Genomic DNA, 22,799 nt, shown 5'->3' with positions numbered 1-22,799 from the left:
CATGGGCTGGCGTCGACCGCGGCCGCCGGGCCCGTGGCGCCCGGGCAATCGCGTGTCCTTGCTGGAGAACGGCGAGGAATTCTTCCCGCGCGCGTTCGCCGCGATCGCCGCCGCGCAGCGCGAAGTGATCATCGAAACCTTCATCCTCTTCGAGGACGCCGTCGGCCGCGATCTGCAACGCACCCTGATCCGGGCCGCGAACCGCGGCGTGCGCGTGGACCTCACCTACGATGGCTATGGGTCGCCGGCGTTCTCGCCGGAGTTCCTGTCGGAGCTGATCGCCGCCGGCGTGCGCGTGCACGCCTTCGATCCGCACCCGGGGTTGCTGGGCGTTCGCGTGAACGTGTTCCGCAGGTTGCACCGCAAGTTGCTGATCGTCGATGGCGAGCGCGCTTTCATCGGCGGGATCAATTACTCGATCGATCATCTCGTCGAGACGGACCCCACGCACAAGCAGGATTACGCGGTGGAGGTCGAAGGGCCGGTGGTCGCCGACATCCATTCGTTCGCGCGTTCGGCGCTCGGCGGGGACGGCACGGGCGAACGATGGACGCATCCGCCGGCCAGCGTGGAGCGCGCGCACGCCGGCGATGCGCAGGTGCTGTTCGAACTCCGCGACAACCGCCGCCGACGCACCTCGATCGAACGCGAGTACCGTCGCGCGATCCGCGAAGCGAAACACGAGATCACCATCGCCAACGCCTACTTCTTCCCGGGCTGGGGCTTCCTGCGCGAACTGCGTCGTGCTGCGCGTCGCGGCGTGAAGGTCACGCTGCTCGTTGCCGCGGAATCGGATTCGCCCATCGCGCATCCCGCCACGCGGACGTTGTATCGGCACCTGCTCCGCGCCCGCGTCGACATCGTCGAGTACTGCGAACGGCAGTTCCACGGGAAGGTCGCCGTGATCGATGGACGCTGGTCGACGATCGGGTCGAGCAACCTCGACCCGTTGAGCCTGGCGTTGAACCTCGAGGCGAACATCTTCGTGCGCGATGCGGGCTTCGCCTCGCAACTCACCGCGCGCCTCGCCGCGTTGCGCCAGCGGGAATGCCACGCGATCGACGTCGCGCAGCTGGGCGAGCGCACGTGGTGGTCCCGCATCACGCGGCCGCTGCTGTTCCATGTGCTGCGCCGCTTCCCGCGCTGGGCTGGCCTCCTGCCCGGGCATACGCCGCAACTGGTGCGCGTCACTGCACCGGCGGATGGCACGTGAAGCACCGCCGCCCGTGGGTCGCGCGGGCCAAGCGCGTGGCGTTCATCGCCTTCCTGTGCGGCGTGACGTGGCTGTTGTGGCGCGCGGCGCAGTCGATCGATTGGCGGGAAGTCGTCGCTACGCTGCGCAATCTCGAACCGCACACCCTCGCCATCGCGCTCGCGCTGACGGCCGCGAGCTTCCTGCTCTACACCGGCTACGACCTCGCCGCGCGGCGCTATGCCGGGCACGATGTGCCGACGTTGCGGGTGATGTGGATCTCCTTCATCGCCTACACCTTCGCGCTGAACATCGGCGCGGCGGTCGGCGGGGCCGGCTTCCGATTGCGGATGTACGCCCGCGAAGGCGTACCGCTGGGGCGCATCACGCGGGTGATCGGATTCTGCGTGGCGACCAACTGGATCGGCTATTTCCTGCTGGCGGGCGCGTTGTTCGCCAGCGGGGCGATCGTGCCGCCGCCCGACTTCCCGATCCACGTGTTCGGGCTGGGCTCCGGCGCCGGCATGCGCGTGCTGGGCGTGGTCCTGCTCGCGATCGCGGCCGCGTACCTGATCGCCTGCCACGTGACGCATGGCCGCGTCTTCCATGTGCGCGGACATCATTTCCGGTTTCCGTCGGTGCGCCTGGCGCTCCTGCAGCTCGCAATGGCGACGACCAACTGGACGTTGATGGGCCTGGTCGTCGCCTGCTTCCTCCCCCAGGTGGGGGATGCGACCGTCATCGCCGCGCTGCTGCTCGCGGCGGTGGCCAGCGCGATCGCGCACATCCCGGCAGGCATCGGCGTGGCGGAAGCCGTATTCATCGCCCTGCTCGGGCATCGCGTCCCCGCCCCGCAGCTGATTGGCGCACTGCTTGCATATCGCGCCTGTTATTACCTCGCGCCGCTGGCGGCGGCGACGCTCGCGTACGCGGCTCTCGAGTTCAGGCGGCGGCCGACCTCCACGCCTGCGTCCGTTGCGAAGCAGTAGGGTCTTCGCAAACGAAAGGGATCGCGCGACGCCGTCGTGACCATGGACATGCACGAACCAGAAGCCGAGCGACGCGCCGGCGAGGGCGACTGGCTTCGGCGTGTCCACGCGTTCGATTGGGCGTCCACGCCGCTGGGGCCGCTGACGAACTGGCCGCATGCGCTGCGCACCGCGTTGCAGTTGCACGAAACCGAGATCGACCACCTGCGCCGCCTGCAGAAACTCAGCACGCGCCTGGTGCGCGACGACGAGGACGAAGAACAATTGCTGCAGGATGTCGTGGCCGCGGCGGTCGCCGTCACGGGTGCGCAAAGCGGCGACCTGCGCATGGTGCGCGAGGATGGCGACCTCGACCTGATCGTCAGCCACGGGCTCGAACACAGCTTCGACGATTTCCAGCGCGTCGCCGAAGCGGGAGCGCTCGCCGAAGAATGCGCGCGCACCGCACGGCGCATGATGGTGGACGACGTCGCGCTGTCGCCCTACTTCGACCCCGACACGCGCGCGGCACTGGTGATGGGCGGCCTGCGCGCGATCCAGGCCGCGCCGCTGCTCGCACGCGATGGCCGCGTACTCGGCGTGTTGACGACGCACCATCCCGATGGCGTGCCGGGCGAACGCGACCTGTTGCTGCTCGACCTGCTCTCGCGCCAGGCGGCCGACTGGATCGAACGCGCGCACGCCGTCGACAAGCTCGAAGACAGCGAGCGCCGCCTGCACACGATCCTGCACCAGAGCGTCGCGGGCATCATGGTCGCCGACGCCGACGGACGCGTGATCTACGCCAATCGTTGCTGGTGCCGGATGCTCGGGTACCGCGAAGACGAGCTGCTGGGCAAACACCTCGCCGACATCACCGATCCCGAATCGCTCGAACGCTCGATGGACGCGCTGCGCCGTCTCGAAGGCGGCATGCCCAGCCTCACCGTCGAGAAGCGCTATCGCCGCAAGGACGGAGAGCCGTTGTGGGGTAGCGCGAGCGTCAGTGCGTTGCGCGGGCCCGATGGGCGTTACGAAGGCTTCGTCGCCGTCATCATCGACATCGGCGAACACAAGCGACTCGAACGGTCGCTGCGCGACCAGGCGGACCGGCTGGAACTCGCGCTCGCCACGGGTCGCCTCGGCACGTGGCACCTCGATCTGATCACGCTGGAAACGCAGGCGTCCGACCAGTGCAAGGCGAACTTCGGCGTGCAGCCGCACGAAACGCTGACGTTCCAGCGTGCGTTCGACGAACTCATCCACCCCGAGGACCGCGACGCCATGCGCCAGGCGCTGGCGGAGACTATCGCCGCGCACACCGACTACGACGCCGATTTCCGCGTGGTGTGGCCCGACGGCAGTGTGCATTGGATCGTGTCGCGCGGCCGCGCCGTCTACAACGCGGAGGGACGCGCGGTGGCGATGACGGGGGTGAACTTCGACGATTCCGAACGCCGTGGCGCGATGGAGCGCCTGCGCGAAAACGAAGCGCAATTGCGGCGAACGGTGGAGGACGCGCCGCTCGCGCTGTGCCTGCATGCCGACGACGGCGAGATCCTCAACCTCAGCCGCCACTGGACCGAACTCACCGGTTACACGAAGACCGATTCGGCCGTCCTGCAGGATTGGCTGCGGCGCGCCTACGGCATCCGCGAGGGCGAATTCCGCGACGCGATCGAGCGCATCTTCGGCAGCGACCACGCGATGGTGCAGACCGACATCGAGATCGTCACGCGCAACGGCCTGCCGCGCACGTGGAGCATGAATGCCTCGTCACCCGGGCGGCTGAAGGACGGCCGTCGATATGTCGTCGCAATGGCGCTGGACATCACCGAGCGCAAGCGCGCCGAAGCGTTGATGCGGCGGTCGGCGGCGCGCGCGGCGTTCCGCGTGTCGCTGAGCGATCTGTTGCGGCCACTGTCCGATCCGGTCGAAATCCAGTGCACCGCGGCCACCGCGCTCTGCGAGCATCTCGGTGCGGATCGAACGCTGTACGCCGAGATGTCGGAAGACGGGCACATCCTGCATGTCCACACCGATCATTGCCGCGAAGGCATGTCCTCGGTGAACGGAGAACACGAGCTCGCGACGTTCGGCGAGGAGATCGGCCAGCGATTGCGCGCCGGGCGTACGGTGGTGCTCGATGACGCGCATGCATCGAGCACGCTGGCGCAGGCGCAGCGCGATGCATACGAGCGCGTGCAGGTGCGCGCGCACGTCAGCGTCCCGCTGGTGAAGCACGGTCGTCTCTCCGCTCTACTCAGCGTGCAGCAGGCGACGCCGCGCCTGTGGGCCGGCGACGAGATCGCGTTGATCGAGGAAACCGCGGAGCGCACGTGGGCCGCGATCGCGCGTGCGCGCGCCGAGGCGGCGGTGCGCGAGAGCGAATCGCGCCTGGAGGCCGAACTCGCCGACGCCAAGCTGTTGCAGGAGATCAGCGCCGAGCTGGTGCACGAAGAAAGCGAGGACGCGCTGTACGACAACCTGGTGGCCGCGGCGATGGCGATCATGCGCTCGCAGTTCGCGGTACTGCAGCGGCTGCACCCGGAACGCGGCAACGGCGGGCAACTGGAGTTGCTGGCCTCGCGCGGGTTCACCCCGCAATCGGCGATCGAATGGACATGGATCGACGCAGGCCCGGCGTCGCAGAGTTGCAGCGCGCAGGCCATGCGCGCCGAGGGCCGGATGATCATCGAGAACATCGAACGGCACGACACGATGGCCGGCTCCGCCGACCAGGATCGCTACCGCCGCACCGGCATCGCCGCGGTGCAGAGCACGCCGTTGTTCGCACGCGACGGGCAGATCGTCGGCATGCTTTCCACGCACTGGACGCGCCCGCACATGCCGGCCGAACGCGACCTGCGCCTGCTCGACATCCTGGCGCGCCAGGCCGCCGACCTGATCGAGCGCCGGCAAGGCCTGGAAGACCTGCGCGCCGCCGACCGGCGCAAGGACGAATTCCTCGCCACGCTGGCGCACGAATTGCGCAACCCGCTCGCGCCGCTGCGCAACTGCCTGCACATCCTGCGCGCGACCGAAGGTGACGACGCGCAATTGCACAAGTTGCACGGGATGATGGAGCGGCAGGTGCAGCACATGATCCGCCTCGTCGACGACCTGATGGAGGTCTCGCGGATCACGCGCGGCGAAATCGAGCTGCGCAAGCAGCGCGTCACGATGCGCGACGTGCTGGAAGGCGCGATCGAAACCAGTCGGCCGCTGCTCGAACAGGCCAACCATCATTTCCATGTCGAGGCCGCGCCGGATGCGCTGGCGCTGGACGCCGACCCGATGCGCCTGGCGCAGGTGTTCACCAACCTGCTCAACAACGCGGCGAAGTACACGCCGCCCGGCGGGAACATCACGCTGCTCGCGCGACGCGACGGTGACGTCGCCGAAGTGCGCGTGCGCGATGACGGCATCGGCCTGGCGCCGGAGATGCTCACGCACGTCTTCGACATGTTCACGCAGAGCGAGCATGGGCGCGCGCATTCGCAGGGCGGGCTGGGGATCGGGTTGACGCTGGTCAAGAGCCTGGTCGAGCAACACGGCGGCACGGTGGAAGCGCGCAGCGCGGGGTTGGGGCAAGGCAGCGAGTTCGTCGTGCGCTTGCCGCTCGCGCCGGGCGCGTTGATCGAGGAGTCGGGCGAATGGCCCGTGGTGCGGCAGCGGCATGCGATGTCGATCGTGGTGGCCGACGACAATCACGAGAGCGCGGATTCGATGGCCTTGTTCCTGCAGATGCGCGGGCACGAGGTACGCACGGTGTACGACGGCCGCGCGGCGCTGGAGGCGATCGCCGAACGCCGGCCCGATGTCGTGCTGCTCGACCTCGGCATGCCGACGCTCGATGGATTCGAGACGTGCCAGCAGATCCGCGCGATGCCCGAAGGCGACAAGATCGCGGTGATGGCGACGACGGGCTGGGGATCGGATGCGGACCGGCAACGCTCGGCGGCGTGCGGGTTCGATGCGCACCTGGTCAAGCCGGTGGATCCGGGGTTGCTGCTGGCGCGGTTGGACGCGCTGCATTGAGGCAGAAAAAAAGCGGACCCGAAGGTCCGCTTTTTCGTATCGAACGATTGCGCGCGGCGATTACTCGGCCGTGACGCCCTCGCCTTCTTCGACGGCCTTCATCGACAGGCGGATGCGGCCCTGCTTGTCGACTTCGAGGACCTTGACCTTCACCACGTCGCCTTCCTTGAGCTTGTCGCTGACCTTCTCGACGCGCTCGTTGGAGATCTGCGAGACGTGCACGAGACCGTCCTTGCCCGGGAGGATCGTCACGAACGCACCGAAGTCCATCAGCTTGACGACCTTGCCTTCGTAGATGCGGCCCGGCTCGACGTCGCTGGTGATCTGCTCGATGCGCGCCTTGGCGGCCTGCGCCGCGGCGGCGTTGACCGACGCGATGACGATCGTGCCGTCGTCCTGGATGTCGATCTGCGTGCCGGTTTCCTTCGTGATCGCCTGGATCGTCGAACCGCCCTTGCCGATGACTTCGCGGATCTTGTCCGGATGGATCTTCATCGTGAGCAGACGCGGCGCGAACTCGGACAGCTCGCCGCGCGGCGTGGTGATCGCCTTGTTCATCTCGTCGAGGATGTGCAGGCGGCCGGCCTTCGCCTGCGCCAGCGCGACCTTCATGATTTCTTCGGTGATGCCCTGGATCTTGATGTCCATCTGCAGCGCCGACACGCCGTTGCGCGTACCGGCCACCTTGAAGTCCATGTCGCCGAGGTGGTCTTCGTCACCGAGGATGTCGGACAGGACGACGTACTGCTCGCCTTCCTTCACCAGGCCCATCGCGATGCCCGCGACCGGCGCCTTCACCGGCACGCCGGCGTCCATCAGCGCGAGCGACGAACCGCAGACCGAGGCCATCGACGAGGAGCCGTTGGATTCGGTGATTTCCGACACGATGCGGATGGTGTACGGGAATTCTTCCATCGTCGGCATCACGGCGAGCACGCCGCGCTTGGCGAGGCGGCCGTGGCCGATTTCGCGACGCTTCGGGCCCATCATGCGGCCGGCTTCACCGACGGAGTACGGCGGGAAGTTGTAGTGGAACAGGAAGTGTTCCTTGTACTCGCCGGCGACGGCGTCGATGATCTGGCCATCGCGCGCGGTGCCGAGCGTGGCCACCACGATCGCCTGCGTTTCGCCGCGGGTGAACAGCGACGAGCCGTGCGTGCGCGGCAGGATGCCGACCTGCGAGTTGATCGGGCGCACCGTGTCGAGCGCGCGGCCGTCGATGCGGACCTTCGTCGACAGCACCGAGTTGCGCATGGTGTTGTATTCGAGCTCGCCGAATTCCTTGCCGAAATCGGCCGGCAGCCAGCCTTCGGATTCCGCGCGGCCGGTCAGCGTCGACCAGGTGTCCTTCTTGATCGCGGAGATCGCGTCGCGGCGTTCGCCCTTGTTGCGGATCTGGTAGGCCTGCGAGAGCTGCGTGCCGCACGCTTCCTGGATCGCGGAGATCAGCGCGGCGTTCTTGGCCGGGGCCGACCACGTCGAGGGCTTGGTGCCCGCTTCGACGGTGAGCTCGTTGATCGCGTTGATGACCTTCTGCATTTCGCGATGGCCGAACATCACCGCACCGAGCATCACGTCTTCGGACAGTTCCTTCGCTTCGGACTCCACCATCAGCACGGCGTTGGACGTACCGGCGACGACGAGTTCGAGTTCCGAATCGACGAGCTCGCTGGTCGACGGGTTGAGGATGTACTGGCCGTTCTTGTAACCGACCTTGGCCGCGCCGATCGGACCCTGGAACGGCGTGCCGCCCAGCGACAGCGCAGCCGAGGCGCCGATGAGCGCCGGGATGTCACCGTCGACTTCCGGATTCAGCGACATCACGGTCGCGATGATCTGGACTTCGTTCTTGTATTCCTCGGGGAACAGCGGGCGGATCGGACGGTCGATGAGACGCGAGATCAGCGTTTCCTTTTCCGTCTGGCGGCCTTCGCGCTTGAAGAAGCCGCCGGGGATGCGGCCGCCTGCGTAGAACTTTTCCTGGTAGTCGACGGTGAGCGGGAAGAAATCCTGCCCCTCGCGCGCCGACTTGGCGGCGACGGCGGTGACCAGCAGTACGGTGCCATCGATCTTGACGACGACGGCGCCGGAGGCCTGGCGTGCGATCTCGCCGGTTTCGAGGGTGACCTCGTGCTTGCCGTACTGGAAGGTCTTGGTGATTTTCGCCACGGGTGTATTCCTGTGTGTTGCTTGCGGATGGACCTCGACCGACCCTTGTCGGCCGCGGCTGGCGCCATTGGCGGCGCCCAAAAACGAAACCGCGGCGCATCGCTGCGCCGCGGTCCGGGTGTCTCTTATCGGCGCAGGCCGAGCTTCTCGATCAGGCTCTTGTAGCGCTCGATGTCCTTGCGCTTGAGGTAGTCGAGGAGGCTGCGACGACGGTTGACCATCATCAGCAGGCCACGACGGCTGTGGTGGTCCTGCTTGTGCGTCTTGAAGTGACCCGTCAGCTGCTCGATGCGGGCCGTGAGCAGGGCGACCTGGACTTCCGGCGAACCGGTGTCGTTGTCGCCGCGCTTGTGTTCGGAAATGACTTTCGCGGAATCGATGGACATTGCGTGCTAACTCCTGGATGCGCGGCCTGCAGGAACGCCCGGAATGTCGCGACCGGTGCGCACCGCGTGCCCGCCTGTTGAGGGGACTGCGTGGATGTTGCGGTTGGAACGAAAAGCCGCGGGATTGTAAGCCGCGCAGGCCTTGCGGGACAAGGGTTTAGGCGGTGCGGCCTTGCGGTTGGCCGAGCGCGGCGGCCCAGGTGAAGAGGCGTTGCGGGCGCAGGCGGCCCTCACTGTCGACTTCGCCGAGCCCCAGCGCGCGGCCCGCTTCGTCGTACAGCGCGACCTCGCCGGCCGTCGAACCGGCGCCGGCAACGCTCTGCCCCTGCGCCAGCCGCTGGGCCTGCGCATGGCTCACGCGCAGCGCGGGCCATGCGGCCATGCCGGTTTCGATGGGCAGCAGGCAGGCGTCGAGCATGCGCTCGCCACGTTCGGCCAGTTCCTGCAGGGCTTCCAGCGTCCACATGCGCGGATCGCGGAACGGATCCACCCACAGCCGCCGCAGTTCCGCCACGTGGGCGCCGCAACCGAGCGCTTCGCCCAGGTCGCGCACGAGGCTGCGCACGTAGGTGCCCGAGCCGCATTCGACGTTCAGGCGCAGCAGCGGCTTGTCGCCGTGCAGGAGGTCGGCGGCGGAGATCAGGTCGAATGCGTGGACATCGACCGGCCGCGGCTCGACTTCGACGATCTCCCCGCGGCGCGCGCGCGCGTACAGCGGCTCGCCCCCGCGCTTGAGCGCCGAGTAGATCGGCGGGCGCTGCATCTGCGCGCCGGTGAGGGTGCGCAGGGCGGCATCGATGCGGCCGATGGTCAGGTGCGGCACCGGCCGTTCCAGCAAAGGCTGGCCTTCGGCGTCGTCGGTGTCGGTGGTGATGCCCAGGTGCGCGACCGTTTCGTACGCCTTGCGCGCCCCGAGCAGGCCGCCGGCGATCTTGGTGGCTTCACCGAAGCACACCGGCAGCAGGCCGGTGGCGAGTGGATCCAGGCTGCCGGTGTGACCGGCCTTGTCCGCGCGGAACAGGTGCCTGGCACGCTGCAGGGCCTGGTTGGAACTCAGGCCCCGCGGCTTGTCGAGCAAAAGGATTCCGTCGAGCTTGCGAAAGTTTCGCTTCGGCCCCTGCTGCTTCAAGCGGCTCAGGCCTCGTCGCCCGCGATGGGGTTGTCGCGCAGCAACTGGTCGATGCGCTCGCCCTTGTCGACCGAATCGTCGTAGTGGAAATGCAGTTCCGGCACGTGGCGCAGCTTCATCGCGCGCGCGAGCTGGAAGCGGATCTCCGGCGCGATCTCCTTCAGCGCCTTCACCGTTTCCCTGGCCTTCTCCGGCTGCAGGACGGTGACGAACACCTTGGCGTGCGCCATGTCGCGCGTGACTTCGACGTCGGAAACGCTGGTGGACCCCAGGCCATGCTCGCGCACGGCCATGTGGACCAGCGTGCCCAGCTCGCGGCGGAGCTGGGCGGCGACGCGGTCGGTGCGATGGAAGCTTTTCTGCGCCATTGCGATTCAACGCACGCCTTACAGCGTGCGCTGCACCTCGATGCGCTCGAAGCATTCGATCTGGTCGCCGGCCTTGACGTCGTTGTACGCCTTGACGCCGATGCCGCACTCCGTGCCGTTGCGCACTTCGTCGACGTTTTCCTTGAAGCGGCGCAGCGATTCCAGTTCGCCTTCGAAGACCACGGTGTTGTCGCGCAGCACGCGGATCGGCTTGGTGCGCTTGACCACGCCCTCGACGACCATGCAGCCGGCGACCGCGCCGAACTTCGAGCTGCGGAACACGTCGCGGACTTCCGCGATGCCGATGATCTCTTCGCGGATCTCCTTGCCGAGCACGCCCGAGGCGATCTGCTTCACCTGGTCGATGACGTCGTAGATGATCGAGAAGTAGCGCAGGTCGACGCCGTTGGATTCGATCACCTTGCGCGCCGAGGCATCGGCGCGGACGTTGAAGCCGATGACCGTCGCCTTCGACGTGGCCGCCAGCGTGGCGTCGGATTCGGTGATGCCGCCCACGCCGCCGCCGATCACGTTGATGCGGATCTGCGTGTTCGACAAACCGGTGAGCGCTTCGCGCAGGGCCTGCACCGAACCCTGCACGTCGGCCTTGACCAGCAGGTTGAGCGTCTGCTGCGCGGCGCCCTCGCCCATCTGCGCCATGATGTCTTCCATGCGGTTGCCCGCCTGGCTGACGAGGCGCGATTCGCGGCGCTTGGCGTCGCGCTGCTGCGCGACGTCCTTGGCGAGGCGTTCGTCTTCGACCACCGTGAAGTCGTCGCCGGCATCGGGCACGCCCGACAGGCCGAGCACCTGCACCGGGATGGACGGCGCCGCTTCCGGCACCTGCTTGCCCGTTTCGTCGAACAGCGCGCGCACGCGGCCGTACTGGATGCCGCACACCAGGTAGTCGCCCTTGCGCAGCGTGCCCTGCTGCACGAGCACCGTCGCGACCGGGCCACGGCCCTTGTCGAGCGAGGACTCGATGACGGTGCCGCTGGCGCGGCCTTCGTACACGGCCTTCAGTTCGAGCACTTCGGCCTGGAGCGAGATCGCGTCGAGCAGGTTGTCGACGCCCGCGCCGGTCTTGGCGGAGAGCTCGACCATCTGCGTGTCGCCACCGAACTCTTCGGCGACGATGCCCTGCGCGAGCAGGTCGTTCTTGATGCGCAGCGGATCGGCGCCCGGCTTGTCGATCTTGTTCACCGCGACGATCAGCGGGACGCTCGCCGCCTTGGCGTGCTGCACCGCTTCGATCGTCTGCGGCATGACGCCGTCGTCGGCCGCGACCACCAGCACCACGATGTCCGTGAGCTTGGCGCCGCGCGCGCGCATCTGCGTGAATGCTGCGTGGCCCGGGGTGTCGAGGAAGCTGATCGTGCCGCGGTCGGTTTCGACGTGGTACGCGCCGATGTGCTGCGTGATGCCACCGGCTTCGCCCGCGGCCACCTTGGTGCGGCGGATGTAGTCGAGCAGCGAGGTCTTGCCGTGGTCGACGTGGCCCATGATCGTGACGACCGGCGGGCGCGTCTGGCGTTCGCCCTGCTGGTCCTCGGTGTGCGCGAGCAGCACGTCTTCCACGTCGCCGGCATCGGCGTGCACGGCCCGGTGGCCGAGTTCCTCGGTGACGAGCACCGCGGTGTCGTGGTCGATCGTCTGCGTGATCGTGGCCATGACGCCCATCTTGAACAGCTGCTTCACCACCTCGCCGCCCTTGAGCGCGAGCTTCTGGGCCAGGTCGCCCACGGTGATGGCGTCGCCGATGGAGATCTCGCGCACGATCGGCGCGGTCGGACGGGTGAAGCCCGTGCCGGTGCGCGACTGGTCGAGCGAACGGCGCTGCTTCGGGCGGCCGCGCGAGGCACCGCGACGCGCACGTTCCTGCGCGCTCAGGTGCAGCTGGCCGGCGAAACGCGCGGCGTTGTCGTCGTCTTCGATCGACGTGACCATCGCGTGCGAACCGCGGTTCGGCGCAGCGCCCTTGCCCTTGTGGGCGTCGGACTTGGCGTCCACGCGCGGGGCGGCAGGCTTCGGGTGGCCATGGTGGCCGGCCTTCGGCTTGGCGGATTCCTCGGCGACGACGGCTTCCGCGGCGGCGGCCGCGGCTGCGGCGGCAGCCTGGCGTTCGCGCTCGGCGGCTTCCTCTTCCAGGCGGCGGCGCTCATCGAGCTCGGCCTTGCGCTTGGCGTCGGTTTCCGCGAGGCGCTGTTGCTCGCTCAGGTTGCGCTGGCGGGATTCCTCGAGCTTGCGCAGGATCTCCGCGCGCTCCGGATCAGCCTGCGCGATCGCGGCCTGCGCCGCGGGCGAGCTGTCCACCGCCGCGCCTTCGGGCGGCTTGGTGTACGTGCGCTTCTGACGGACCTCGACGGCCACGGTGCTCTTGGTGCGGCCGGAGGCGACCGTCACTTCCTGCACCTTGCGGCGGTTGAGCGTGATCTTCTTCGACGCCTCGCCTTCCTCGGCCGGGGCATCACCCTTGCCGTGCGTGCGCCGGAGGAAGCCGAGGAGCTTCATCTTCTCGGTGCTGGTCACGACCTGGTCCGGACCGCTGAAGCTCATGCCCGCCTCGGACAGTTGCTCCAGCAGTTTCTCGACCGGCGTGTTCACCAGTTCGGCCAGCTTGCGGATGGTGGTTTGCTGCGACATTCGGTGTCCGTTGGTGGCCCGGGGGATTGGGTGCCCCGGGCTGGAAAGGGGGCGATTCTAGCGCGTAGGCCCGCAAGGGCCCGGCGCCGTCATTCGAACCAGTGCTTGCGCGCTTCCATGATCAGGGCGGCGGCGCGCTCGGCGTCCATGTCCTCGATGTCGGTGATCTCGTCGACCGCCATGTCGGCCAGGTCGTCGCGCGTGCGGATGCCGCGCGAAGCGAGCACGTAGGCCGTGGCCTCGTCCATGCCCGCCAGCGAGAGCAGATCCTGCGCCGGCTGGTGTTCGTCGAGCTCTTCTTCGACCGCGAGTGCATCGTTGAGCAGCGCGTCGCGGGCACGGGCGCGGAGTTCCTCGACGATGTCCTCGTCGAAGCCTTCCACCGCCAGCAGCTCGCCGACCGGCACGTACGCGATTTCCTCGACCGTGGTGAAGCCTTCGGACACGAGGATGCCGGCGATTTCTTCGTCGACTTCCAGCTTGTCCATGAACAGCTGGCGCGCGTTGGCCTGCTCGGCTTCGCTCTTGGCCTGCACCTGGTCGGCCGTCATGACGTTGAGCTGCCAGCCCGTCAGGCGGCTGGCGAGGCGCACGTTCTGGCCGCCCTTGCCGATGGCCTGCGCGAGGCGGTCTTCGGCGACCGCGAGGTCCATCGAATGCTTTTCTTCATCGACGATGATCGACTGCACTTCGGCCGGCGCCATCGCGTTGATGACGAACTGCGCGCTGTTGTCGCTCCACAGGATGATGTCGACGCGCTCGCCGTTGAGCTCGTTGGACACGGCCTGCACGCGCGAACCGCGCATGCCGATGCACGCGCCGATCGGATCGGTGCGGTGGTCGTGCGCGAGCACGGCGATCTTGGCGCGGTCGCCCGGGTCGCGGGCGCAGGCCTTGATTTCGACGAGGCCCTGGCCGACTTCCGGCACTTCGAGCTTGAACAGCTCGATCATGAATTCCGGCGCGGCGCGGCTGATGAACAGCTGCGGGCCGCGCGGCTCGGTGCGCACGTCGTAGAGGTAGCCGCGCACGCGGTCGCCGGCGCGCAGCACGTCGCGCGGGATGCCCTTGTCCTTCGGGATGAAGGCTTCGGCATTGCCGCCGAGGTCGACGTAGATGTTGCCGCGCTCGGCGCGCTTGACGATGCCCGTGACGAGTTCGCCGACGCGATCCTTCCAAGCATCGACGACCTGCGCGCGCTCGGCTTCGCGGACGCGCTGCACGATCACCTGCTTGGCGGCCTGCGCGGCGATGCGGCCGAAATCCGGATTTTCGATCTGTTCTTCGATGTAGTCGCCCACTTCGGCGCCGTCGCTTTCGTCGACCGCGTCCATCAGGCGGATCTGGCGATCCGGGGATTCCATCACCACGTCGTCGGCCACCACTTCCCAGCGGCGGTAGGTTTCGTAGTTGCCGTCCTTCGGGTCGATCTGCACGCGCACGAGCACGTCCTGGTCGGGGTAGCGCTTCTTCGCGGCGGACGCGAGCGCAGCCTCGATGGCCTCGAAGATCACCGATTCCGGCACGCCCTTTTCGTTGGCGACGGCGTCGACGACAAGCAGGAGTTCTTTCGACATGGTGGTGTGTCTCTATGCGTCAAATGTTGAATGTGGGGTCGCGCGTGGCGCGGCTTACTTCTTTTTCGCGGGCTTCTTCGCCGGGCCCTTCCCGGGCGGCGGCTTCGGCGCCATGCCGAGCGCGACCCAATCGGGGACGAGCTTGGCCTTGTCGATGTTGTCGAACGCGACTTCGAACGGCTGGCCGTCGATGTCGAAGGTGATCGTGTCGCCCTGGATCTTGTCGATGCGGCCCTGCAGGCGACGGCGACCGTCCTGCGGGAGCTTCAGTCCGACCTTGGCCGACTGGCCGAGGAAGCGCTCGAAATGCGACGGCGCGAACAACGGGCGGTCCACGCCCGGCGACGACACTTCCAGCGTGTAGTTGCCGCTGATCGGGTCTTCGACGTCAAGCTGCGCGGAGACCTCGCGGCTCACCGCTTCGCAATCCTCGATCCCGACGTTGCGCTGCTCGGCTTCGGCCTGCGGCACATCGATGTACAGACGCAACACCGCACCGCCCGGCGAAGGCAGGTATTCCGCACCCAGCAGCTCCAGGCCCATCGACGTGACGGTCGGGGCGAGCAGCGCCGAGATTTCGTTCGCCTTGTCGGTCATAGGTGCGGCCATCCTTGCGGCAATGCAATCGCCTGTTCGGTCCGGCGGGAGCCGGAAAACAACAAGGGGCCCGTCGGGCCCCTTGTCAGCAGCGGGAACGGCGCATCGAGGATGCGGTTCCCGCCGGATGTCGGCGCTGCGCGCCCATCGCGATGCGAGGGTGCGGCCAGCGAGCCCGGCGGCCTCCCTGAAAGAAAAAAGGCTCCGAGGAGCCCTTGATCGCCAGCGGAGACGCTGGTGCGATGGGGACGGCCCATCGCTGTAACGCCGCACAGTGTAGGCCTGAACGCCGGGGGTGGCAAGCAAGCGCAAGCGGCCGCCGGCCAAGGGCGGGCGCGGCGGTTCAGCCCTGCGAACGGCTCAGAAGAAGGTGGATTCCACCGCGAGCACGGTCATGACCACCATGGCGAGCATCGCGATGGCCCACAGGGTGCCGGATGTCGCACTGCGGAAATCCGCCTCGCGTTCATCCTCCTGCTCGGCATGCAGCGAGCGCCACAACCCGCCGTGGCGATGGAGGATCACGTCCCGCCAGTTCGGGATCTCCTGCCTGCACGAGCCCAGCAATGCGTAACGGCCGGTAATGGCGCCGGCGGTCCAGGAGCGCGTCGCGGCATCCGCGAGCGGGCAATGCTGGAACGCCCACACCATGCCGTCGTGATCGGAGACGACGAACTCCGCCCAGGCCGGCGCATGGAAACCGAACGGACGCGCGCCGCCGAAGGCGTACGCGGGGATGGTGGATTCAGGAGGATCGATGCGCATGCCGCAGGTGTATCGGGTGCTGCGGGCAAAGGGCATCGTCCCGAAGGGCAGCGCGGTCCCCATGCGGACGATGGCACTCCCTCAGCGTTTCTTCGCCGCGGCCTTCTTCGTCGCTTTCCTTGCTTTGGCGGGTGTTTTTGCCGCGGGGCGCAGGTTGTATTCAGTGCGTTGTTCCATCACGCGCACGCGGCCGGGTGCGGCGTGCATGTCTCGTACGACCGGCGCATCAGGCGTGATGGGCTCGATGCGCATGCGGAAGCCGAGCGTGTCGAGTACGCGCACGAGTGTGTCGAATGCGGGGTTGCCGTCTTCGGCAAGCGCCTTGTACAGGCTGGCCCGCGTCAGGCCGGTGTTGTTGGCGACTTCGCTCATGCCGCGCGCGCGGGCGACTTCTCCGATGGCCTTGAGGAAGAGCGCGGTGCCGCCTTCTTCGTAACAGGCGGTGAGATAGCTGGCCATCATGCCGTCGCTGGCGAGATGGCGAACGACGTCGAAGGGCGTTGTTTGGAGCTTGAGGCTGTTGCTGGTCATTGGCATCCTCCCGATGCGTCAGTACGCGGCAGCGAGCACCTGCGCCCGCAGGATGTCGCGTGATTGCGATGATTTGTCTCCGCCGGAAAGCAGCAACACGACCGAGCTGCCGTCGCGCATGAAATACAGCCGATATCCGGCACCGTAATGAATGCGCGATTCCAGGACGCGACCACCCACGGATTTCCAATCGCCGAAATTGCCCTTCGCCATGTTGGACAACCGGGCGAAAACACGCGCTTGCGCATTGATGTCGCCCAGCGACGCAACCCACGAATCGAATTGCGCAGTGGTGCGGACTTCGTACATGCACTGTATCCCGTAGAAGACATCGCGTCAACTATCGGAGACACATGCTCCGGCGACGCGAAACGTGCACGCATGGTGGCGATCGCCTGAATTGCACACCGGGAACTGGTTCGGAAACCGCGCGCGCGATGCGTCTTGAGACCGCACAGCGATTTCTTCACGCCATGCTTTCCGCGCACGCGCTTGAATTCGCACATGGGCCGCATGGAACCCAAATACGCACACGCCGTCGAAACCGGCCGGCGCGCGGCGCGCGCCCTCCCCGACTACACGTGGCGCGATGCATGGCCGCTCATCGCCGAAGCGTGGATCCTCGACGAGAGCGAACCGCTGGCCGATTCGAAAACCGCGATCGGGAAAGGCTGGTGGGACGAACGCAGCCAGCGCGCATGCAAGCAGGCGCGCATGTTGCTGGACACCACGCGCGTCGGCTGAGTTCTGGTAAAAGTGCCCTGCCGGCATCGTGCCGGCAAGGGGAACCATGCCGAAGAACCGCACGCTCTCGATCGTGCTCGGAGTCGCGTTCGCGTGGTTGGTCGTCGCGACCATCGTCGCGTTGGAAGTCTGGCCGCGCTGGCCGGAGACGGGCGCCGGATGGATCGCACTCGTCCTGTTCGGTCCGCCGATCTACGTGCTTACCGAAATCGGTTCGGCATGGCTCTGGGCGAAAAGCGGCGTCGACGCGATTCCCGCGTACGCACGCATCGGCGTGGGCGTCGTGGTCGGCGGCGCGTATCTGGTGCTGTTGCTCGCGCTCCAGCACGCCATGGGCGCTTGATCGAACGGACGCCGAAACAAAAACGGCGACCCGTTTCCGGATCGCCGTCGTTGTTTGGTAGCGGGGGCAGGATTTGAACCTGCGACCTTCGGGTTATGAGCCCGACGAGCTGCCAGACTGCTCCACCCCGCAGCAGGCCGCGCATTATGGTGAAGCCGCGCGGGGAATGCAACCCGCGCATTGAAGACTTTCGTATCGGTTCAGCGGAACGCGGCCAAACACCAGGCCATCAAGGGGTTCCAGAAGATGCCGAGGACCAGCAGCAGCAACGCGTTGGCGCCGAATGCCACGCGCAGCGGGCGGTCGTCGCGTTCGCGCATGCCCTCGCCCACCGGCTGGTCGAAGTACATCACCTTGATCACGCGCAGGTAGTAGAACGCGCCGACCACGGCGAACACGATGCCGACGATCGCCAGCCACAACATGTCGCCCTGGAGCGCGGCGCGCAGCACGGCGAGCTTCGACCAGAAACCGAGGAACGGCGGCACGCCCGCAAGCGAAGCCATCACGCACAGCACAAGCCCGGCCATCCACGGGTTGCGCACGTTGAGCCCCTTGAAGTCGTCGATCTCGTCGGCTTCGAAGCCCTTGCGCGAGAGCACGACGATCGCACCGAACGCCGCCACCGACATCAGCGCATAGGTGATGGCGTAGAACATCGCGGAGGCGAAGCCCTGCGGCCCGCCGCCGGCGAGGCCGAGGAACAGGAACCCGACGTGCGAGATCGTGGAATACGCGAGCATGCGCTTGAGGTTGTTCTGCGCCAGCGCGATCAGGTTGCCCAGCACCAGCGATGCGACCGCCAGCCCGGCGATCAGCAAACGCCACTGCGTATCCAGCGGACCCGCGCCGAGCTCGAGCAGGCGATACGCCATGCCGAACGCGGCGATCTTCGGCGCAGAACCGATGAACAACGTGATCGGCGTCGGGGCGCCGTGATAGACGTCGGGCAACCACATGTGGAACGGGGCCGCGCCGAACTTGAAGGCGATGCCCGCGACGATGAACACCAGGCCCGTGAGCAACAAACCGGGCGATGCCGAGCCCATCGCGTCGCGGATGCCGACCAGGTCGAGCGTGCCGGTCGCGCCGTAGGTCAGCGACAGGCCGTAAAGCAACATGCCCGAGGCCAGCGAACCGAGGATGAAGTACTTCATCGCCGCTTCGGATGCGAGCGGGCTGTCGCGGTCGATCGCCACCAGCGCGTACTGGCACAGCGCGAGCATCTCGAGGCCGAGGTACACCATCACCAGGCTGCCCGCGGACACCATCAGCATCATGCCGGCCGTGGCGAACAACACGAGGATCGCCACCTCGCCTTTATAGAGCCCGCGCTCGCGCAGGAACGGCCAGATGTAGACCAGCGACAACGCCGACACGATGCAGGTGAAGAACTTCATGACGTCCGCCGCGATGTCGCGGATGAACATCCCGTTGAGGACCGTGCCCTGCCCGCCCGTGCCGAAGCCGATCATGCCGGCCACGACGGCCAGCACCAGGATGCTGAGCACGTGCGTGATCCAGCGGCGGCGGTCGTCGAGGAACAGGTCGAGCATCAGCAGCGCGAAGGCCGCGCCGACCAGCACAAGCTCGGGCAGCAGCGGCAGCAGTTCGGCGGCGGTGGGCATCGTCGGGTTCATGCAGTTTCTCGAATCAAAGCTTGCTGGCCGCGAGCTGGCTCGCGAGCTGTGCGATGGAGGGTTCCATGAGGTCGGTCAGCGGCTTCGGGTAGATGCCGAGCGCCAACACGCCGATGGCGAACACGCCCAGCACGATCCACTCGCGCATGTTGATGTCTTCCAGTTCGGCGACGTGCGCATTGGCGACCTCGCCGAAGATCACGCGCTTGACCAGCCACAGCGTGTACGCCGCGCCGACGATCAGCGTTGTCGCCGCGCCGAACGCGAGCAGCGGATGCTGCTGGAAGCTGGCGAGGATGACCATGAACTCGCCGATGAAGCCCGACGTGCCCGGCAGGCCGGAGTTGGCCATGGCGAACAAGACCATGAACATCGCGAACCACGGCATCGTGTTCGCCACGCCGCCGTAGTCGCGGATCATGCGGGTGTGCATGCGGTCGTAGAGCACGCCGACGCAGGAGAACATCGCACCGGAAATGAAGCCGTGCGAAATCATCTGCACCATGCCGCCCTGCAGGCCCAGGCGCGCGGCATCGACGTTGCCGGTGTCACGCACCAGCGAGAAGGCGATGAACGTGCCGAGCGTGACGAAGCCCATGTGCGAGATCGACGAATACGCGATCAGCTTCTTCATGTCGTCCTGCACCAGGGCGACCAGTCCGATGTAGATGATCGCGATCAGCGACAGCGTGATCACGACCCACGCGAACTCGTGGCCGGCGTCCGGCACGATCGGCAGCGAGAACCGCAGGAACCCGTATCCGCCGATCTTCAGCATGATCGCGGCCAGGATCACCGAGCCGCCGGTCGGCGCTTCGACGTGCGCGTCGGGCAACCACGTGTGCACCGGGAACATCGGCACCTTCACCGAAAACGCGGCCAGGAACGCGAAGAACAACCAGGTCTGTTCCTTCATGGTCAGCGGGAGCGCGGCCATGTCCGCGAGCTGCCAGCTGCCGCCCTTGAGGTACAGGTAGATGATGCCGACCAGCATGAACACCGACCCGAGGAAGGTGTACAGGAAGAACTTGATCGATGCGTACACGCGGCGCGGTCCGCCCCACACGCCGATGATGATGAACATCGGGATGAGCATCGCTTCGAAGAACACGTAGAACAGCATCGCGTCCAGCGCGCAGAACACGCCGATCATCAGGCCTTCGAGGATCAGGAACGCGGCGACGTACTGGTTGACGCGTTCGTCGATCGAGCCCCACGCGCCGATCAGCACCAGCACCGTCGTGAGCGTGGTCAGCCCGATCAGCGCGACCGAAATGCCGTCGGCGCCCAGCGCGTAACGGATGTCGTACGCCGGGATCCACGCATGCTGTTCGACGAACTGCATGTTCGCGTTGGCGATGTCGAACCCGCTGAACAACGGGATCGACAAGGCCAGGGTCACCAGCGCGGTGCCGAGCGCCAGCCAGCGCGCGGCTTGCGCGCGTTGCTGCCCGAGCATCAGCGCGAGCGCGCCGCCGAGGATCGGCAGCCAGATCAACAGACTCAGGAGGGGCGCGTTCGCCACGTCTTCGATTCCATGCAAAGGGGGGCTAAGGGGTTCAGACCCAGAGCTTGTGGATCACGGCCAGCAGCGCGATCAGACCGATGATCATCGCGAAGGCGTAGTGGTACAGGTAACCGGATTGGACCTGGCGGACGACGCCCGACACCAACCCGACCAGGCGGGCGCTGCCGTTCACCGCGACGCCGTCGATCAACCTGGAGTCGACCTCGCGCGAGGCCTGGCCGAGCGCGAGACCGCCGCCGGCGAAACCGTCGATCCACAGGTCGTCCATGAAGTACTTGCGCTCCAGCACGCGCACCGGCCAACGCAACGCATGCGCGATCTTGCCCGGCAGGTCGGGGCGGAACAGGTACAGGAACGTGGCGAGCAGGAAGCCACCGAGCGCCAGCCAGAACGCCGGCGCCATGAACCCGTGCAGCGCGAACTGCAGCGGCCCGTGCCAATGCTCGGCGGCGATCTTCGACAGCACGTCGTGTTCGGGCAGCACTTCGATGGCGCCGGTGAAGTACGGAGCGATCTTCTCGTGTCCCGACGAATTCGTGCCGAACAACATCGGACCCGCGGTGAAGTAACCGATGACGATCGACGGAATCGCCAGCAGGATCAGCGGCAGCGTCACGACCCAAGGCGACTCGTGCGGGGTGTGCGCATGGCCGTGGCCGTGGTCGTCGTGCCCGTGCGCGTCGGCGGGCTCGTCGTGCGAGTGCGAGATGGCTTCTTCGTGCTCGGTCGAATCCGCTTCCGGCGCGATGTAGTGGTCGGGCACCGGATCGTGGAAGCGCTCCCTGCCGTGGAAGGTCAGGTACAGCAGGCGGAAGCTGTAGAACGAGGTGACGAACGCGCCGAGCAGCACGGCCCAGTGCGCATACGTCGCCACCCAGTTGTGCGCTTCGTGCGCGTGCTCGGCCGCGGCCTCGATGATGGTGTCCTTCGAGAAGAAACCGCTGAAGAACGGCGTGCCCACCAGGGCGAGCGTGCCGATGACCATCGTCCAGTACGTGATGGGCATGTACTTCTTCAGGCCGCCCATGCGGCGCATGTCCTGCTCGTGGTGCATGCCGATGATCACCGAGCCGGCGCCGAGGAACAGCAGTGCCTTGAAGAATGCGTGCGTCATCAGGTGGTACACGCCGGCCGAATACGCCGACACGCCGAGCGCGACGGTCATGTAGCCCAGCTGCGAGAGCGTGGAATACGCCACGACGCGCTTGATGTCGTTCTGCACCATGCCGATCAGGCCGGTCCAGAACGCGGTGGTCGCGCCGATGAACAACACGAAGCTCAGCGCCGCCGGCGAGAGTTCGAACAGCGGCGACATGCGCGCCACCATGAAGATGCCCGCCGTCACCATGGTCGCGGCGTGGATCAGCGCGGAGATCGGCGTCGGGCCTTCCATCGAATCGGGCAGCCACACGTGCAGCGGCACCTGCGCCGACTTGCCCATCGCACCGATGAACAGGCAGATGCAGATGACGGTCGCGACCGACCATGCGTGGCCCGGGATGAACTCGAACACTTCCCCGCCGCCGATGGTCGAAGCGGCGTTGGCGAACACCGTTGCGTAGTCCAGCGTGCCGAACCAGAACAGCACGCCCGCGATGCCGAGAAGGAAGCCGAAGTCGCCCACGCGATTGACGAGGAACGCCTTGAGGTTGGCGAAGATCGCCGTCGGGCGCTTGAACCAGAACCCGATCAGCAGGTACGAGACCAGGCCCACCGCTTCCCAGCCGAAGAACAGCTGCAGGAAGTTGTTGCTCATCACCAGCATGAGCATCGAGAAGGTAAACAGCGAGATGTAGCTGAAGAACCGCTGGTAACCCGGGTCTTCCTCCATGTAGCCGATCGTGTACACGTGCACGAGCAGCGAGACGAAGGTGACCACGACCATCATCATCGCGGTGAGCTTGTCGACCATGAAGCCGACGTGCGCGTTGTAGCCGCCGATCTCGAACCACGTGTAGAGGTTCTGGTTGAACGGCGCCGCGCCCTGCGACACCAGTTGCCACAGCACGTACATCGACAGCGCGCAGCTGAGCGCGACGCCCGCGATGGTCACCGTGTGCGCGCCCGCGCGCCCGATGCGGCGGCCGAACAGGCCGGCGAGGATCGCGCCGATCAGCGGCGCGAGGACGATCGCGACGAGGATCGACTTCGAGAGGGTGAATTCAACGGCCGGCATCG

17 protein-coding genes, 1 tRNA gene and 2 pseudogenes are annotated in these 22,799 nt (G+C 66.8%); 5 read left to right on the top strand and 15 right to left on the bottom strand.

The window, feature by feature from the left end:
- Position 1 precedes the first annotated feature (1 nt).
- The 3 genes from clsB to LF41_RS16105 are packed head-to-tail and all read left to right on the top strand — an operon-like array spanning position 2 to position 6,201.
- The gene (clsB, locus tag LF41_RS07390; RefSeq protein ID WP_052116222.1) at positions 2 to 1,213 is read left to right on the top strand and encodes a cardiolipin synthase ClsB; all 1,212 of its coding nucleotides are present in this window, start codon (positions 2 to 4) and stop codon (positions 1,211 to 1,213) included.
- Complete coding sequence (locus LF41_RS07385; RefSeq protein WP_036168051.1) at positions 1,210 to 2,181, top strand: lysylphosphatidylglycerol synthase domain-containing protein; 972 nt, start codon at positions 1,210 to 1,212, stop codon at positions 2,179 to 2,181. Before clsB ends, LF41_RS07385 begins: the two co-directional genes overlap by 4 nt.
- Before the next feature lie 48 nt (positions 2,182 to 2,229).
- On the top strand, positions 2,230 to 6,201 hold the full coding sequence (locus LF41_RS16105) for a PAS domain S-box protein (protein ID WP_161786933.1): 3,972 nt from the start codon (positions 2,230 to 2,232) through the stop codon (positions 6,199 to 6,201).
- Positions 6,202 to 6,261: 60 nt separating this feature from the next.
- On the opposite strand, the gene pnp is transcribed toward LF41_RS16105, so the two are convergent.
- The 11 genes and pseudogenes from pnp to LF41_RS07330 form a co-directional block, all read right to left on the bottom strand.
- The gene (gene pnp / locus LF41_RS07375; RefSeq protein ID WP_036168049.1) at positions 6,262 to 8,370 is read right to left on the bottom strand and encodes a polyribonucleotide nucleotidyltransferase; all 2,109 of its coding nucleotides are present in this window, start codon (positions 8,368 to 8,370) and stop codon (positions 6,262 to 6,264) included.
- 125 nt (positions 8,371 to 8,495) lie between these two features.
- Positions 8,496 to 8,756 (bottom strand): 30S ribosomal protein S15, encoded by a 261-nt coding sequence (gene rpsO, locus LF41_RS07370; RefSeq protein ID WP_036168046.1) that lies wholly within the window; start codon positions 8,754 to 8,756, stop codon positions 8,496 to 8,498.
- A 157-nt stretch (positions 8,757 to 8,913) separates the two neighbouring features.
- Complete coding sequence (truB, locus tag LF41_RS07365; protein WP_152599927.1) at positions 8,914 to 9,885, bottom strand: tRNA pseudouridine(55) synthase TruB; 972 nt, start codon at positions 9,883 to 9,885, stop codon at positions 8,914 to 8,916.
- A 5-nt stretch (positions 9,886 to 9,890) separates the two neighbouring features.
- Positions 9,891 to 10,253, bottom strand: a complete 363-nt coding sequence (gene rbfA / locus LF41_RS07360) for a 30S ribosome-binding factor RbfA (RefSeq protein WP_036168043.1) — start codon at positions 10,251 to 10,253, stop codon at positions 9,891 to 9,893.
- An 18-nt stretch (positions 10,254 to 10,271) separates the two neighbouring features.
- A pseudogene (infB, locus tag LF41_RS07355) lies at positions 10,272 to 12,218 on the bottom strand (translation initiation factor IF-2); the annotation flags it as partial.
- 129 nt (positions 12,219 to 12,347) lie between these two features.
- Positions 12,348 to 12,896, bottom strand: a pseudogene (locus LF41_RS17360) (translation initiation factor IF-2 associated domain-containing protein); the annotation flags it as partial.
- Between the two features lie 89 nt (positions 12,897 to 12,985).
- Positions 12,986 to 14,473, bottom strand: coding sequence for a transcription termination factor NusA (nusA, locus tag LF41_RS07350; RefSeq protein WP_036168038.1), 1,488 nt, complete (start codon positions 14,471 to 14,473; stop codon positions 12,986 to 12,988).
- Between the two features lie 54 nt (positions 14,474 to 14,527).
- Positions 14,528 to 15,070 carry a ribosome maturation factor RimP gene (gene rimP / locus LF41_RS07345; RefSeq protein WP_036168036.1) on the bottom strand — a complete coding sequence of 181 codons (543 nt, stop codon included), beginning with the start codon at positions 15,068 to 15,070 and terminating at the stop codon, positions 14,528 to 14,530.
- Between the two features lie 360 nt (positions 15,071 to 15,430).
- Positions 15,431 to 15,835: a hypothetical protein gene (locus LF41_RS07340; protein WP_036168033.1), complete on the bottom strand. Its 405-nt coding sequence runs from the start codon at positions 15,833 to 15,835 to the stop codon at positions 15,431 to 15,433.
- 81 nt (positions 15,836 to 15,916) lie between these two features.
- Positions 15,917 to 16,366, bottom strand: a complete 450-nt coding sequence (locus LF41_RS16450) for an addiction module antidote protein (protein ID WP_084073447.1) — start codon at positions 16,364 to 16,366, stop codon at positions 15,917 to 15,919.
- 18 nt (positions 16,367 to 16,384) lie between these two features.
- Positions 16,385 to 16,675 carry a type II toxin-antitoxin system RelE/ParE family toxin gene (locus LF41_RS07330; RefSeq protein ID WP_036168030.1) on the bottom strand — a complete coding sequence of 97 codons (291 nt, stop codon included), beginning with the start codon at positions 16,673 to 16,675 and terminating at the stop codon, positions 16,385 to 16,387.
- Between the two features lie 195 nt (positions 16,676 to 16,870).
- Here LF41_RS07330 and LF41_RS07325 point away from each other — a divergent pair, with 195 nt between their 5' ends.
- Positions 16,871 to 17,110 (top strand): hypothetical protein, encoded by a 240-nt coding sequence (locus LF41_RS07325; RefSeq protein WP_036168028.1) that lies wholly within the window; start codon positions 16,871 to 16,873, stop codon positions 17,108 to 17,110.
- 46 nt (positions 17,111 to 17,156) lie between these two features.
- On the top strand, positions 17,157 to 17,453 hold the full coding sequence (locus LF41_RS07320) for a hypothetical protein (protein ID WP_036168026.1): 297 nt from the start codon (positions 17,157 to 17,159) through the stop codon (positions 17,451 to 17,453).
- A 55-nt stretch (positions 17,454 to 17,508) separates the two neighbouring features.
- Here the strand turns inward: LF41_RS07320 and LF41_RS07315 are convergent.
- The 4 genes from LF41_RS07315 to nuoL all read right to left on the bottom strand — a co-directional run bounded on the left by LF41_RS07315 (position 17,509) and on the right by nuoL (position 22,797).
- Positions 17,509 to 17,585: transfer RNA gene (locus LF41_RS07315), tRNA-Met, on the bottom strand.
- Between the two features lie 68 nt (positions 17,586 to 17,653).
- Complete coding sequence (gene nuoN / locus LF41_RS07310) at positions 17,654 to 19,093, bottom strand: NADH-quinone oxidoreductase subunit NuoN (RefSeq protein WP_036168023.1); 1,440 nt, start codon at positions 19,091 to 19,093, stop codon at positions 17,654 to 17,656.
- Between the two features lie 13 nt (positions 19,094 to 19,106).
- Positions 19,107 to 20,618, bottom strand: coding sequence for an NADH-quinone oxidoreductase subunit M (locus tag LF41_RS07305; RefSeq protein ID WP_036168498.1), 1,512 nt, complete (start codon positions 20,616 to 20,618; stop codon positions 19,107 to 19,109).
- 34 nt (positions 20,619 to 20,652) lie between these two features.
- The gene (gene nuoL, locus LF41_RS07300; protein ID WP_036168021.1) at positions 20,653 to 22,797 is read right to left on the bottom strand and encodes an NADH-quinone oxidoreductase subunit L; all 2,145 of its coding nucleotides are present in this window, start codon (positions 22,795 to 22,797) and stop codon (positions 20,653 to 20,655) included.
- Between the last annotated feature and the right edge of the window lie 2 nt (positions 22,798 to 22,799).

Origin of the sequence: Lysobacter dokdonensis DS-58 (assembly GCF_000770795.1) — a bacterium.
Classification (GTDB): domain Bacteria; phylum Pseudomonadota; class Gammaproteobacteria; order Xanthomonadales; family Xanthomonadaceae; genus Noviluteimonas; species Noviluteimonas dokdonensis.
The sequence above is the reverse complement of the archived record's forward strand: the minus strand, read 5'-3'. Positions and strand labels throughout refer to the sequence as shown.